This window comes from Bifidobacterium sp. UBA6881 (assembly GCA_002451435.1).
GTDB lineage: Bacteria > Actinomycetota > Actinomycetes > Actinomycetales > Bifidobacteriaceae > Bifidobacterium.
The window spans coordinates 21,237-35,063 of the sequence record DKCF01000106.1 but is presented as its reverse complement, the minus strand read 5'-3'; the positions used below and the strand labels follow the sequence as shown (position 1 = coordinate 35,063).

11 protein-coding genes are annotated in these 13,827 nt (G+C 61.0%); 6 read left to right on the top strand and 5 right to left on the bottom strand.

Features of this window, described 5'->3' with window-relative positions:
- Positions 1-161: 161 nt before the first annotated feature.
- The 4 genes from B3C64_RS08040 to B3C64_RS08025 all read right to left on the bottom strand — a co-directional run bounded on the left by B3C64_RS08040 (position 162) and on the right by B3C64_RS08025 (position 6,592).
- Positions 162-3,065 carry a choice-of-anchor A family protein gene (locus B3C64_RS08040; protein ID WP_291534958.1) on the bottom strand — a complete coding sequence of 968 codons (2,904 nt, stop codon included), beginning with the start codon at positions 3,063-3,065 and terminating at the stop codon, positions 162-164.
- The gene (locus B3C64_RS08035) at positions 3,058-3,978 is read right to left on the bottom strand and encodes a sortase (protein WP_291534957.1); all 921 of its coding nucleotides are present in this window, start codon (positions 3,976-3,978) and stop codon (positions 3,058-3,060) included. Before B3C64_RS08035 ends, B3C64_RS08040 begins: the two co-directional genes overlap by 8 nt.
- A gap of 14 nt (positions 3,979-3,992) precedes the next feature.
- Positions 3,993-6,191 carry a prealbumin-like fold domain-containing protein gene (locus tag B3C64_RS08030; RefSeq protein WP_291534956.1) on the bottom strand — a complete coding sequence of 733 codons (2,199 nt, stop codon included), beginning with the start codon at positions 6,189-6,191 and terminating at the stop codon, positions 3,993-3,995.
- A 113-nt stretch (positions 6,192-6,304) separates the two neighbouring features.
- Positions 6,305-6,592 carry a WXG100 family type VII secretion target gene (locus B3C64_RS08025; protein ID WP_291534955.1) on the bottom strand — a complete coding sequence of 96 codons (288 nt, stop codon included), beginning with the start codon at positions 6,590-6,592 and terminating at the stop codon, positions 6,305-6,307.
- A 242-nt stretch (positions 6,593-6,834) separates the two neighbouring features.
- On the opposite strand from B3C64_RS08025, the gene B3C64_RS08020 reads away from it, so the two are divergent.
- The 5 genes from B3C64_RS08020 (at position 6,835) to B3C64_RS08000 (ending at position 12,168) form a co-directional block, all read left to right on the top strand.
- Complete coding sequence (locus B3C64_RS08020; protein WP_414632187.1) at positions 6,835-7,671, top strand: TPM domain-containing protein; 837 nt, start codon at positions 6,835-6,837, stop codon at positions 7,669-7,671.
- Between the two features lie 4 nt (positions 7,672-7,675).
- The gene (locus tag B3C64_RS08015; RefSeq protein WP_291534953.1) at positions 7,676-8,413 is read left to right on the top strand and encodes a response regulator transcription factor; all 738 of its coding nucleotides are present in this window, start codon (positions 7,676-7,678) and stop codon (positions 8,411-8,413) included.
- 11 nt (positions 8,414-8,424) lie between these two features.
- On the top strand, positions 8,425-10,281 hold the full coding sequence (locus B3C64_RS08010) for a sensor histidine kinase (protein ID WP_291534952.1): 1,857 nt from the start codon (positions 8,425-8,427) through the stop codon (positions 10,279-10,281).
- Positions 10,282-10,500: 219 nt separating this feature from the next.
- Positions 10,501-10,890 carry a cold-shock protein gene (locus tag B3C64_RS08005; RefSeq protein ID WP_291534951.1) on the top strand — a complete coding sequence of 130 codons (390 nt, stop codon included), beginning with the start codon at positions 10,501-10,503 and terminating at the stop codon, positions 10,888-10,890.
- A 3-nt stretch (positions 10,891-10,893) separates the two neighbouring features.
- Positions 10,894-12,168 (top strand): DUF3027 domain-containing protein, encoded by a 1,275-nt coding sequence (locus tag B3C64_RS08000; protein WP_291534950.1) that lies wholly within the window; start codon positions 10,894-10,896, stop codon positions 12,166-12,168.
- An 86-nt stretch (positions 12,169-12,254) separates the two neighbouring features.
- On the opposite strand, the gene B3C64_RS07995 is transcribed toward B3C64_RS08000, so the two are convergent.
- The gene (locus B3C64_RS07995) at positions 12,255-13,247 is read right to left on the bottom strand and encodes a universal stress protein (RefSeq protein ID WP_291534949.1); all 993 of its coding nucleotides are present in this window, start codon (positions 13,245-13,247) and stop codon (positions 12,255-12,257) included.
- Between the two features lie 140 nt (positions 13,248-13,387).
- Between B3C64_RS07995 and B3C64_RS07990 the strand changes: the two genes are divergently transcribed.
- Positions 13,388-13,827: Clp protease N-terminal domain-containing protein (locus B3C64_RS07990; RefSeq protein WP_291534948.1), on the top strand; the 440-nt coding region annotated here is incomplete at its 3' end.

Here is a 13,827-nt window from a genome sequence, read left to right as displayed (position 1 = left end):
GTCGTGGCCAACAAGCCGGAACCGAAGGCCGCCGCTCCGGCTGCCGCCGGCGCCGACATGGGCTACTGATCCCGCGCGTCGACCAATGGCCCTGATGGGGTTGAAACGTAGATGAAAAGGTCCGCTCCCATATGGGAGCGGACCTTTTCATCTTTCACGCGTCACACCTGCGCATGCCGTCCGGCGTGGGCACCGAATGATGTGCCCCGTCCCCGGGAACGCAACAGGGTGGCGCCCGCCAGCATCATCGCGGAGGCGAGTCCTCCGGAGGCGAGCATCATGCGTCCCGTATCGAAGGATCCTCCGGTGACCGGCGGCGTGATTCTTCCCTCGACCCGGTTGCCGATGCCTATGGTCCAGACGATTCCCTCGGAGGAGACGCCGTGCGTCAGACCACCCATGGTGTCATCGGAGCCGGTCACGGATACGCCGACCCCGTCTTCGGTTCCCGTCGCCTCGATGAGCCAATATCCCTCGGCCCGCAGATAGCCGTCCGGAGCTGCGGTTTCCGAAAGCCGGTACCAGCGGGTCTCGCCTGAGCCGATGGTCATGTCAGGAGCCAAGGCATCGCCGTTCTCGTCGGTATTCAGCGATATGGGTTCCGAATCGGGTTTGACGGTCTCGAAAGTTCCATCGGCCATTTCCTGCAGAGTAAGCGAGGCGTCCGGAACGGGCTGGTTGGTCCATGCTCCGGAGCCCGGTTCGCCCAGATACGCCACTTTCCGCAGGTTGATGGCGAACGGGTTTTTCGCGATCCATGATTCCTGGTCGTCCAAGGCTCCTTCAACGGTAAGCTTCTGGAAGTCTCCCTGCGCCGGAATCGTCAGGTCGTACCAGTATTTTCCGGCTTTCCATTGGGACCATCCGAAATCGTTCGGAGTGAAATCCGGTCCTGGACTGTTGCCCATGGCGCTGACCGTCCCCTCCTTGTCGCATGAGACGCTGGAAGTGACGGCATCAGGGTCGGCGCTCCAATGGAGCGTGCTGATGATGCGCACGGTATCGGGTCCATCCTCATACTCCATGGCAATGGCATCGTGAACGCTGCGATCGCCTCCCGCCCGGTCGAAGGTCTCCATGGCCTTCGTGGTCGCGGAACCGATCCAATCCTCCATACGGAACCGTTCATCGGCGTCCGAGGAGCCGTCCATGCCGGCACGGCTCGTGATGTTGGCCGTCGTACCGGTTCCGGCATGAAGCACGATCAGCCTGTCCGCGGATACATCGAACCAGTAATCGCCCGGTCTCCATGCAGACATGCCCAGATCGCCGGGAGTGAAGGATGGACTGTCGAGCGTCACCGTGCCTTGGCAGGGAATCGCTACGGATTGATCGGACGGCAGCGTGGCCGAAACGACTTCATCGGAATCCTTCGCGCGGTAGTTGAGGGTGAACGAGAATCCCTGGGCCTGGAGCTCGTATGCGCTTTCGTCGGAGATGTTTGATCCTTTGGCCCGTATCGTCAACGTGTCGTGCACGGAATCCTGCTTGCGGTGTTCGACGCCGGCCGTTTTGGTCTTCCCCTGAAGCGTGAATTTCTGGGGTTCGTCGAATCCGACCCATGGCGCGTTATGGTGTTCCCATACGACAAAGTCGAGATTGCCGCCGACGAGCAGCCTGCCGTTCGTATCCGCATAATCGGTCATATCGCCATGCGGAAGAACGATTGATCCGGGAAGCAGCGCACCCTTGCCGTAATCAGTCGAGTACAGGTCCTTGCCGTTCGTGGCGTACCAGTCGGTTTCGCCGAGATAGATTCCATGCGACCGATCGAGCGTCAGATGCTCGACATCCGGGAAATTCCACATGATGCGACTGGAAATGCTACGGAAGCGGGATTTCGAGTCATCGCCGCTGTTGATGTAGGTGCCGTGGTCCTGCCCGTTGACCCAGATGCGCCATCCGGTGCGCCAGACCTGTTTCCCCGAACCGACCGCATTGATGACGATGGCCTGGTTCTCTGGGATGTCGCGGAAATCAAGACTCCATTGGCTGACACCGAGTCGCTTGCGCGCGGACTCCAATTCGCTGAGGTCGAGGGAGAACACCTGCCGTTCCTTCGCGGCGGTACCGGTTCCATGGAACACGATGCGCCCTTCGTCGTCAAGCTGCACCTGACGGTTGTCGAAGAACCGCCATGCGGCCGCGGGCGCCTTTTCGAAGGTGATGGTGCCGTTCGCCGTCGTGCGCTTCAGCCGGTCGCTCAACGGCACCAACGTGGATGACGCGTATCCGTTGTAATCCACGATTTTCGCCTCATCGCCTCGTTTGCCGTTGATGTTGACCTTGAGCGCCTCGGTCTTGCCGAGATTCTGACGGATGGCGGTGTCCGATGGCAGGTTGTCGTATGTCCACGCCAGATAGGACGAGCTATCGGTGGCCCACCCCAGATTCGCCATATTGCTTTTGGTGGCCACGTACAGGGAGTGGTTGCCTTTGGCGTCGACTACGTTCGAATCGTTCCATTTCACGTCACCGCCGAACCGTGCGGAGCCTCCGACCCATTGCGGATTGTTCACGTTGGGATTGCGGAATTTTCCCCCGACGGCCAACATGTCGGCGCCCGAAGGCGGATTGAACCCCATGCCCCACATGACCTTGCCTGCCAGGAGGCTCTGTCCCAGACCCTCGGAGCCGTTGCCCATGGTCAGGTCGCCGTCGACGACCACGCTGCCTTCGGTTTCCGTTCCGGAAAGCACGGTCATGTTTCCGCCCACATAGATGCTGGTGGAGGGGTCCTCGATATCGTGCACGCCTTCGATGATGTATCCCTCGGCGAAGGTTTGCCAGTCGCCGCCGGCGGTTTGCGTGCTGGCCCGGCCACGTGTCTTTCCGGATGAGGGGGATGCGGCGAACAGGTTGGATGTGCCGTTCGCGGCGCGTGTGCCTTCGGAATCGCCGTCTTCGATATGGCTTTCCAAGGGCGCGGTCTGGTTACCGGTTGGATGCGCGTCGCGGGGAGCGATGGTGCCATTCGGCGCGTCCGCGCATGCTGTTCCTGTGACGCCCGTCAGGGCGAGGGCGATGACGCAGCCGATCAGCGTGCGTGGCAGATGCCTATTCATCGGAGTGTTCCCTTCTGTGTGATGATGAGTTTTTCCAAGGTGTGCCGATTCGCCTGGAACCATGGCGCATGGTAGGTTCCGACGAATGGATGAATGCGGTGACGAGATAGACCGCCAGGATGCCGACGGATGCCATGAGCCATAGGCGGGCCGGATCGATGTGCTCGCGTATTCCACGGAGCTCGGCCTTTTGCGATGCCATGCGGGCGCGGACGATAAGCCTTCCGGTGTTCAATCCGGGCGGGTCGCAGGTGTACAGCGTCAACGTCGTTCCGTCCGAGACGGGTGTGATGAGCTCCGATTCCCGAGTGCTTCCCGGAGTCACGGTTTCGCTGCCTTCCACTCGCCAGATGACCGTACGCCCCATCGATTGCGTGTACACCAGGCTTCCGGCGCGCAGTTCGCCAAGACGGTAGAACAGCAGACGGGCTCCCGATCCGCGATGCGCGGCGATGACGCTGTTGCCTTGGTCGCCGATCGGCAGCATCGTGCCGTAGACATGGCCGGCTCCCTGTGCCAGCACATCGGCGCTGGCGCCGTGGCCGATGGGCAGATCGACGCCGATGCTGGGTATGCGGATCGACGCCATGTGGTTTCCGCCGCCGAGCTGGTTGAGGTACCGTTCATCCAATCGCCATGATGGAGTCCGCGCGTCTTCGGCGAAAACGTTCGGAGCCTCGCCTCCGGCGAACGGCGGATTCGTCAGCAGATCATGGTTGTAGCCATGCGCCTCCCGCAACCGGCGTCGTTGCGACGTGACATCGGATTCGGTGGCATGGGCATACCGTTGCGCCGTGCCGATCGGCGCATACGGCAGCGCGTCCGCGGCCATCGGCATGATCGCGACGATGACGCCGATGACGGCCGCGCCGGCCGTCCGGATCCGACGCCACCTCGTCCAAAACGGTTTCATGGCCGTTCCATGGTCTATCGGATCCGATGGCATGAGCCGCGCTTCGACCGAACCAAGAGGAATCCGCCGGCCAGCAGAAGCACCAATGCGATCGACGCCGGAACGAATGCGAGAACGCCGGTGCTGGCGAGCATGCCACCCTCCTGCTGGTTCAACAGGGTCAGCTCCGCAGGAAGCCAGTCGGTTTTGTCGTCCGCGTAGTAGGCCCCGGATTCATCCTGCCCGCTCCAACGGGCGGTCTGCGTGCCGTCCGTATGCGTCAGCGCCAGTCCGGCCGGCAGCCGTGCCTCATCCGTCTGAAATGCGAACGCGGCCCGTTTCGGGAATCCGATGCGGTTGTTCTGCGTGATCGACATCGCCAGCTCGGTCTGGACGTCGGGCGTGACGTAATCGGTGGTGTCATCCTCGAAAACCGCCGATATGGTGATCTTCTCTTCCTCCGTCGGAAGGCGATGGCCGGAAGGCGGCTCGACCTCCCGCAGCAGATATGCACCGATGTCCAGTCCGCGCAAACGCAGATTTCCGTTTCGTCCGGTGATCACGCGTTCGGTTCCCGACTCGTCGGGTTTCGCCTCGCGGTACACGCCGTCCGAGATCTTCACGAAACCAAGTCGTTGCCCGTTCTCCTTGCGGTCGGCATCGTTCATGGCATCGTCTACCGTCAGAGTGAATGCCGCCGAAGCCAATCCCTCCCGAGAGCCATTGGACCGTTTGCCCAGATCGATGTCGTACGTCCATTGCTTGACGGTGACCTCCGGCGTGGTCCAGGTGCGTCCATCCGTCACATCGTCAGGACGATTGGAATACACCAGACGATTGCGGTTGCTCGCCGTATTGCCGGCATCGAGCACCCGTTCCGTGAGCTGCGCGGAATAGGTGATCTCCACGGTATGGCCGTACAGGGTCTTCTTCCCGTCGTTCGCGGCGAGGTCGCCGTAGTTCTTGACCAGCCATCGTCCGATGCCGATGGTGAGCGCGCTGGAATCGTCATCCTCGGTCGAAAGATGGTACCAGGCGTCCGCGGGCTCATTCGACTGTCCGTCGACATCCGCGTGCTCATCCGAGGGGATGGGCACGGACTGTTCGCTGGCGGTCAGCGGAATCTCGACGGCCTGGCCATCCGCGTCGCCGATCGTCGCCTTGGGCGCGCCGATGATGCGCAGCCCCGCACTGGTGCTGTCCTCCACCCGGTAGGTGTACGTCCACGGACGGGAATTGTCCAAGGCGTTGCGGTACGCGCTCAGGTCGGGAATACGGTAACGGACCACGTAGGGAATGACATCGCCCACATCCGAAGCGTTGTCGGCGGCGTCCTTGCCGGCGTCCTCGCGTTCGTCGCGTTGTTTGGGCAGACAATCCTCGCAATCGGGAAGCACCTCCTGGTCCGTCACGTTCTTGATGGTGGCCTCGCCAAGCCGCGTCAGCGTTCCCAGGGCGGTCCTGTCCATCAGTTCGGTACCGGCCACAAGCGGAGCGATATCCCGGTCATCCGGTTTCGTGGGCACGATCATCGGTTGGGAGGAACCCGTGACATATGTGGATTCCCCGTCTTCGACGGATTCGTTCCATGCCGCGTCATCCTCGGTGTCGATTACCAGATAGATTCCGGAACCCTGTTCGGCGTCCAACGGTATCGTGCACGTTTCCGAACCATCGCAGACCACCTGTTCGCTGTGCGGCTGCGACAGAACCGCATCCATCGCGGAATCGTCCGCGACGATGTTGTCCGCGAATTCGCGCACGGTACCGGCGTAGGCCTTGTCAGGGGAGCTGAGTCCCGTTTGCCGGGGACCGGAGACGTTCCATCCGAGTCCGAAATCGCCTGATGACTGGTCCGAACCGTCGGCTTGACGGAATCCGCCCATCCATCCGATGGGGTCCTTGCCGCTCGCGTCCCACCCCGGCAATTCGGACACGTCGGAGACGCCGGTGGTTTTCGCAAGCACGGGATTCAGCGTGGCGCGCAATGGTCCCGGCGTCCGCACGGCGACGCCGTCGAGGTTCTCATCGCCGATGGAGACATAGGTGCCGTCCATGTAATCGGCGAGTTTGTACGCGGTCAGTCGCCTTCCACGAAGCGCGTTCGCGTCGGAACCCGCATGGATGACGATGTCGTAGGGTTCGTCCGCGCTCGCAGGCAGGGCGCAGATGGGTGCGATCAGTGCCGTCAGCGCCAGTATGGCGCCGGCTTTTCCGAAGGATCTGGAAAACATTGTCATAAAATCCTCTTTCTTGGGGAAGATTCGGAAACGGCGGGGTGAGGGAGGTGATGACGCGGTGCGTACGGTCGCCGTCGGCCGCACGCGCCGCGGATGGCGCCATCGGCCTATTGAAAAAGGCGCGACGCCTGCATCTCCGTATCCGAGTACAGGGTGGAAGCCTGCATCAGCGCCCGCTGGATGGATTCGAGGGATTGCTCCATCTGTTGCTGCGCGGCGCGCCATTGCTCGGCCACGGCGTTGAATTGCGTCGCGGCCCCGCCGCGCCAGACGCTTTGCAGATTGTTGAGATTGCCGTACATGCCCTGCACCGCCTGCCGGATGGATTGGACGGAGGCGTTCACAGCGGCGCTGGATGCTTGGATCTGTTCGGAATCTACTTGGAATTGTGGCATGATGTGTCCTTTCGTCATCGAAAACCGTTGCCATGGGTTCCGTCCTCTCGCGCTTGGCGCATTCGAACGGTAATGTGGACGTTATGGCAATTGAGAACGCAGATGACGGAAAAAGCAGGGTTGTGGTCGGAGGATGGCGGTCAACGGGGTCTTTCGGCGTGTCGCGAACGGGGTGGAAACGCTGGATTCGTGACAATGGCGCGCTTCGCGCGCTGTTCGCGGTGCTGTTATGCCTTTGCTCGATGATGTGGATAACTCCGGTGGGCAATGCGGAAGACACGACTTCCGGATTCACCATCACCGACAACGTCACCGATACGGAGAACCTGCTCGGTTCGAATGTCTCGGAAGTCACCGATGCGATCAAGAAAACCAAAAAGGAGACGGGCGTCACGGTGCGTCTGCTGTACCTGGAGAGCTTCGAGACCAAGCGGAAGCCGGCGAGATGGGCGAGAGATCTGCTGGAATCGCTCAATCCCGCTCCGAACACGGTGATGCTTGCGGTCGCGTCCAGCGATGGCAATCTGGTTGTGGCGGTTTCCTCGAACTCCGACAAATGGCTGAAAAAGCAGTCGACCGTCGAGGCCCTTTCCGACGCCGCGCAGAAGCCGTTGATGCAGAGCACGCCGAATTGGGTGAAATCCGCGACCGGCATGATGGATCAGATCGCGGTGGAGAAGAAGACGTCCACCTCTTCGAAGGCGGTCGTCATCGGTGTGGTCTGCCTGGTCGCGGCGTTGGTGTTGCTGGTCGTGCTGTTGGTCGTGTTCCATGTGCTTCGCGAAAAGGGCATCATCAAGCGCAAGGTCAGGAAGCATGCCGGCGTACATGCCCGGGTCCCCGAACGCGCCAAGCCGGTGAAGGCGTGGAATGCCGGCGCGAGGCATCCGGAAGACGCGAACCGGGAAGATGCGGCCACGGCGGAGTCCCCGGAATCCAAGGAATCGCGGATTCCGCGGGAACCCATGATTGCGGCGGGGGACGAGGTGCCGAAGACGGTGTTGGAGGACGGGCCGTCAATATCAAAGGAAGACTCAGAATCCGTTCAGGAAACATCCAGCGAACGGGGTGAAGCTTGATAGCATGAGCAAGCCTATTGAAGCATCCATTGTTGTTGTCGATGATGAGCCGTCCATTCGCGAACTGCTGGTGGCTTCCCTGCATTTCGCCGGTTTCGAGGTGAATACCGCGGCGTCGGGGTCCGAAGCCATCGAGGTCATCGAGAAACTGCAGCCAGATCTCGTCGTACTTGACGTGATGCTCCCGGATATCGATGGGTTCACCGTGACCCGGCGCATCAGGCAGGAGGGAATCACCACGCCGGTGCTCTACCTGACGGCGCGCGACGATACCCAAGACAAGATCATGGGCCTTACCGTCGGCGGTGACGACTATGTGACCAAGCCATTCAGTCTTGAGGAGGTCGTCGCACGTATCCGCGCCATCCTGCGCCGCACGCGCGAACAGGTCGAGGACGATCCGATCATCCGTGTCGGCGATTTGGAGATCAACGAGGATTCGCATGACGTTTCTCGCGCCGGGCAACCCATCGAACTGAGCCCGACCGAGTACAAACTGCTGCGTTACCTCATGGATAACGAGGGGCGTGTGCTGTCCAAGGCGCAGATTCTCGATCATGTCTGGCAATACGATTGGGGCGGCGACGCCGCGATCGTCGAATCGTACATCTCGTATCTGCGCAAGAAGGTCGATGGCGTCATCGTGGAGGACGACAACGGGGAGAAGCACAAGGTGGCGCCGTTGATCGAGACGAAGCGAGGCATCGGATACATGATCCGTGCGCCCAAGAACCTGAACTAAGCGGTTTCGTCATGAATCCCGATGTCAATCCACCGGTTGGAAACGGTCAGGAGACGCCATCCGGACAGGCTCCCATGCCTTCGCGGCCAACCAATCCGATAAAGCCCGCGAAACGGAAGGCGAAGCCGTGGAGGCTTCGTTTCCGGCGCAGAGTCGATGCAATACCGCTGAGCACCAAACTGGTCGCTTGCATCATCGTGCTGCTGACCGTCGGAACGATCGGCATCTCGTTTTCCATCCGTACCTTGGTGGGCAATTACCTGCTGCAGAAGACGGATACCCAGCTGGTCAATCAGGCGCAGTTGATCTTCAATAGCATGGACTCCCTGTACACCGGCACGGACAACGACGGCAGAAGCCTGATGAACACCTACTATGTCGAGGTGCGGGACGGTAATTACAAAAGCACGGGCGCCGGATCGGTGCCGATGCTCCGCGACGGGGTGGTCTCCGAGCCGAGCCTTCCCGCTGACGGCAGCATCGATGGCATCACCCTCGGACAGCCGTTCACCACACAGGCGGTCGTGCACGTCACCAGCGACCGTGTTCCGGACCATTCCATCATGCAGGCGGCCCAGTCCCCATGGCGTGTGGTCGCGTTGCCGTGGAGCGAAAAGGGCAAGGACGGGCATGTGAAGAACAGTGGCGTCGTGTTCATCGGCCTGTCGTTGAGCGATCAGATCGATACCGCGAACACCCTGACCCGATTCTGCGCGATGGTCGGCATCGCGGTGGTGCTGATTGGCGCGATTCTCGGCACCTTTGTGGTGCAAAGCACGCTCGCCCCGCTGAAGCGCATCGAGAAAACGGCTGCGAAGATCGCTGCCGGGGACTTGAGCCAGCGTGTGCCCGACCTTCCGGAGAACACCGAGGTCGGTTCGCTTTCCGTATCGTTGAACGCCATGCTGACGCGAATCGAGGAAAGCTTCCATGCCCAAGAGGAGACCACCGAAAAGATGAAACGGTTCGTCTCCGACGCCAGCCACGAATTGCGCACCCCGCTTGCGGCAATACACGGATATGCCGAGCTGTACAAAATGCAGCGTGACATGCCCGGCGCGTTGGAACGCGCCGACGAATCCATAGAGCATATCGAAACATCCAGCTCGCGCATGACGGTTTTGGTGGAGGATTTGCTCTCCTTGGCGCGTCTTGACGAGGGGCGTGGCATCGACATCACCCAGCAGGTGAAGCTCACCTCCGTCGTCCATGACGCGGCCGATGATTTGCACGCGCTTGATCCCGAGCGCGGCATCGCATGCGGCCAGGTGGTGCTTCGCCAGGGAACGAATGCCGAGCATTCGGCCGAATTGGCGTTCCAGCAGGGAACGTTGCCCGATGTCACGCTGACGGGCGATGGATCGAGGCTGCGTCAGGTGGTCACCAACATCGTGGGCAACATCCATCGGTACACGCCGTCGGATTCGCCGGTGGAGATCTCCATCGGCGTACTGCCGGCCTCCATCAGTCCCGAATCGTTGTCCCGAATGCCGGCGAACGAACGGTCGCTGCGTCATTTGGTCGAGGCGATCGAGGTGGGGCAATCCATGCAGGTCGGTATGAACTACGCGGTCATACGATTCAGCGACCATGGACCTGGAGTGCCCGCCGAGGCGCGTTCGAAGATCTTCGAACGGTTCTACACCGCCGATCCCTCACGCGCCCGCCAGAAGGGTGGCACGGGTCTTGGCATGGCCATCGCGCAATCGGTGGTCAGAGCGCATCATGGTTTCATCTGCGCGTCCGCGAGCGAGGGAACGGGATTGACTCTGACCGTGGTGCTCCCCATCGCCCCGGTCGAGCCGCATCCCATGACCTCCGCCGATGCCGAGCGGAGATCGGAGCGCAAGAACCGGCACGGGAAGTGACGGTCGTCGGATCGCGCCCTTCCCGGCTATGGAGAGGACGGGTCGCTTCCGGATGCGTGGGATTCCGCTTCATTGCGCCGTATGTTCACGGCAAGGCGGATTCGAGGCGCATGAGGTGGGCATATCCCACCTCATGCGCTAAACTGTATTGTTGTTTTGTATGGGCGGGCGCTGTTCGGAAGCGCCCGCGCAGGTTTGTGGATAAGTAGTGAGGTGACAATGCCTAGCGGACGCGTTCGTTGGTTCGATGCGAACAAAGGCTATGGGTTTATTCGGAATGAGCAGGGAACCGACGTGTTTCTGCCGGCTGCGGCGTTGCCGGATGGCATGACGACGCTGCGCAAAGGCGCAAAGGTCGAATATTCCGTGGTGGAAGGGCGTCGTGGACCGCAGGCGATGGGACTCACGCTCGTCGCCTCGGCTCCTTCCTTGGTGAAGGCCACCCGTCCGAGGCCGGACGACATGGCGGCCATCGTAGAGGATTTGATCAAGCTGTTGGATTCCGCGGGGAATCAATTGCGGCGCCATCACTACCCATCTCAGGCGGATAGCAGGAAGCTGGCCACGTTGATGCGTGCCGTGGCCGATAATTTCGACGTACAGGAATGATTCATGCCCGATACCACAATGGATCCCAAGGCGATTGCCCAGGCGGTGGCCGTTGATGCGGCGGATGAGGCCGGTCAGGTCGGTGATTTCGTAGAATCCATCGATTTGGGGGATAACGTCACCGATTTTCGTTTTGAAACCCATATCCGCGGATATGAGGGCTGGCAATGGTCGGTGACCTTGTACCACGACATCGAGTTGGACCATTGGACGGTCAACGAATCGTCTTTGGTGCCGACCGATCGCGCCCTGCGTCCTCCGCAGTGGATTCCATGGAAGGATCGCCTCGAACCCACCGATCTGGCCGTGACCGATTCCATCGGCACGGATCCGGAGGATCCCCGCATGGAAGAGGGGTTCCGCAAGACGGAACCCGCGCAGGAGAACGCTGACGGCACGGTCGACGGCGATGCGCGGGACACGGCGGAGGGGTCGGCGGGGACCGAGCCATCCTCTGATGGCGCAGAGAGGAATCCGCTGGTCGAGGAGACCGAGGATTCCGCGCCGTCGACGATTTCCGAAGAGGACGTCGAAGAGGCCGTGGAGGAATTCGACCTTTCGAGAAGGCATGTGCTGTCCCATCTGGGACGTTCGCAGACCGCCAAACGATGGTATGAGGGTCCGCGTGGGCCTAAATCGCTGTCGACGAAGGCGTCCGAGGGTAATCCGTGCTCCACATGCGGGTTCTTCATTCCGCTGAAGGGCGAGCTGAATGTGATGTTCGGCGTATGCTCCAACAAGTGGAGTCCCGATGACGGGCGCGTCGTTTCCATCGACCATGGATGCGGCGAGCATTCCGAGATCGAACCTCCCGAGCCTTCGCATCTGTGGGTTCAGTCGAAGCCGGCCTTCGACGATCTGCATATCGACATCATCGCGCAGGCGCCGCGGGAGGAACGTGAATCGGTCGAACTCATCGAACGGCTTTCCGCCGACGAGAGCGATAATCCGAACGACGAGGAGAACGCCTCCGACGCCGATATCGAAGCCAATACCATCGATGACGAGGCCAGTCAGGAGGAAGTGAGCGCACACACCTCCACACAGGACACTCCCGAGGTGGAATCCACCGTCGACCTGCATGCCGATGCGGAGCTTCCGGAGACGGCGCGACCGGCGGATGCCGAACCGGCTTCCGAGGACTCCATCGAGGTACGGACGGAAGATTCCGAGGGAGACGCCCGAAAGGCGGCGAAGCCGCAGTCCCAAGAGGAACAGGTTGCCGAGGAAGATGCTCGGGAAGAGCGGACGCCTGAAGAATCTACCGACGAAATCTAGAATTGGCGTTTGCGAACGACAATGACGATGGCCGCGCTCCAACAGGGCGCGGCCATCGTCATATCATGCCGTTCTGCAGCATCGCGTCAGTGCACCACGGTGACGGTGCAATCCGCGAAATTGACGATCTGCTTGGAAACCGAACCAAGGAAATGCGCGTCCAAACCGGATAGGCCGCGCGAGCCGACGACCAGATGACGTGCGTAGCGCGACGCCGCGATCAGTCCCTTCGCCGGAGCGATGTGGAAGGCATGGGAATCGATTTGGAAATCCTCGGGAACGCTGTCGACGGGAATCTGCACCGAATCCAGCAATTCGTCGAGCATCCGCTCCGCGCGCTCCTGCCCGACCGAAATCGGCGCCACCGCGTTCTCATAGCCCTTGATGACGCCGAGGTCTTTCAGCTGCCAGCAGAACATCACCTGCAAAGGCGCATGATGCAATGCCGCGAGGTCTATGGCGAAACGCAGCGCATGGCGGGATGTCTCCGAACCGTCGACTCCGACCACGATGGGACGCTGGCTCCGAGGCAGGGGAGAACCGGGAAGATCATAGGTGACATTGCTCACCGTGGGCGTCAGCGCATCGGCGATGGCGTCCTGCACGCTGGATTCCTCGTCGTCCAGAATGCGGACCACGGTGACGGGGACTTTCGCCTCTTCCGCAAGAGATGCGGACAAGGATCCCAGGAACCAACGCGCCACGCGTCCCAAGGAACGTCGTCCGACGACGATCTGTTGCGCGTCCTTGCCGATTTCCAGAAGCGCCGATGTGCCGGTCGCCTTGACGGAAGTCAGTTTGACGCGATTCTCGTCGATGGCCATGCCTTGCGACGATTCCGCGACCCAATCGCGCAGCTTGCGTGCGATCTCATGGCGTGTCTCGGCCCACTGGCCGTCGTCCTCAGGTTCCGACCCCATATCCCAGGAGTGGGACCATGCGTAGACCGCGTTGACCTGCTGTCCGGTAAGCGATGCCTCATGCAGCGCCCAACGCAACGCCGCGAAGGATTCGTCGGAACCGTCGACGCCGACCACGATGTCGTGCGAGCCATTCGGATTAAGGGTGGTATCACTCATTTTGATGACCTCCTTGGTCGTTGTCCTATGTCCAGCATATCGGTTGAGTTGCGTTGAGAGCGCAATTTACGCGCGGGTGGAATAAACGTCATCGCAAATCGGTAAAGTGTTGTTGGATTATCAAGAGTGGAAGGACAAGCATGTTCGAACGGTTTACAGACCGTGCGCGGCGCGTGATCGTGCTGGCGCAGGAAGAAGCTCGTACCCTCCAGCACAACTACATCGGTACCGAGCATCTGCTGCTTGGCCTGATTCGCGAGGGCGAGGGCGTCGCGGCCAAGGCATTGGCCTCGAAGGGCGTGACTTTGGAGGACACCCGCAAGCAGGTCGTGGAGATGATCGGCAAGGGGAACGCATCGCCAAACGGCCACATTCCCTTCACTCCGCATGCCAGGCAGGTGCTGGAGCTGTCGTTGCGTGAGGCGTTGCAGCTGGGGCACAGCTATATCGGCACCGAGCACATTCTGCTCGGCCTGATTCACGAGGGCGAGGGCGTCGGCACGCAGGTGCTGATCAAGATGGACGTCAATCTCGGCGAGCTGCGCAGCGCGACCATCGACTTGATTCGGGGCAACTCCGG

Excerpts from the sequence above, each read along its gene's own strand:
- B3C64_RS08035 (WP_291534957.1), bottom strand. The coding sequence starts at position 3,978 with ATGAAACCGTTTTGGACGAGGTGGCGTCGGATCCGGACGGCCGGCGCG.
- B3C64_RS08020 (WP_414632187.1), top strand. The coding sequence starts at position 6,835 with ATGATGTGGATAACTCCGGTGGGCAATGCGGAAGACACGACTTCCGGA.
- B3C64_RS08040 (WP_291534958.1), bottom strand. The coding sequence starts at position 3,065 with ATGAATAGGCATCTGCCACGCACGCTGATCGGCTGCGTCATCGCCCTC.
- B3C64_RS08005 (WP_291534951.1), top strand. The coding sequence starts at position 10,501 with ATGCCTAGCGGACGCGTTCGTTGGTTCGATGCGAACAAAGGCTATGGG.
- B3C64_RS08025 (WP_291534955.1), bottom strand. The coding sequence starts at position 6,592 with ATGCCACAATTCCAAGTAGATTCCGAACAGATCCAAGCATCCAGCGCC.
- B3C64_RS08030 (WP_291534956.1), bottom strand. The coding sequence starts at position 6,191 with ATGTTTTCCAGATCCTTCGGAAAAGCCGGCGCCATACTGGCGCTGACG.
- B3C64_RS07995 (WP_291534949.1), bottom strand. The coding sequence starts at position 13,247 with ATGAGTGATACCACCCTTAATCCGAATGGCTCGCACGACATCGTGGTC.
- B3C64_RS08015 (WP_291534953.1), top strand. The coding sequence starts at position 7,676 with ATGAGCAAGCCTATTGAAGCATCCATTGTTGTTGTCGATGATGAGCCG.
- B3C64_RS08010 (WP_291534952.1), top strand. The coding sequence starts at position 8,425 with ATGAATCCCGATGTCAATCCACCGGTTGGAAACGGTCAGGAGACGCCA.
- B3C64_RS08000 (WP_291534950.1), top strand. The coding sequence starts at position 10,894 with ATGCCCGATACCACAATGGATCCCAAGGCGATTGCCCAGGCGGTGGCC.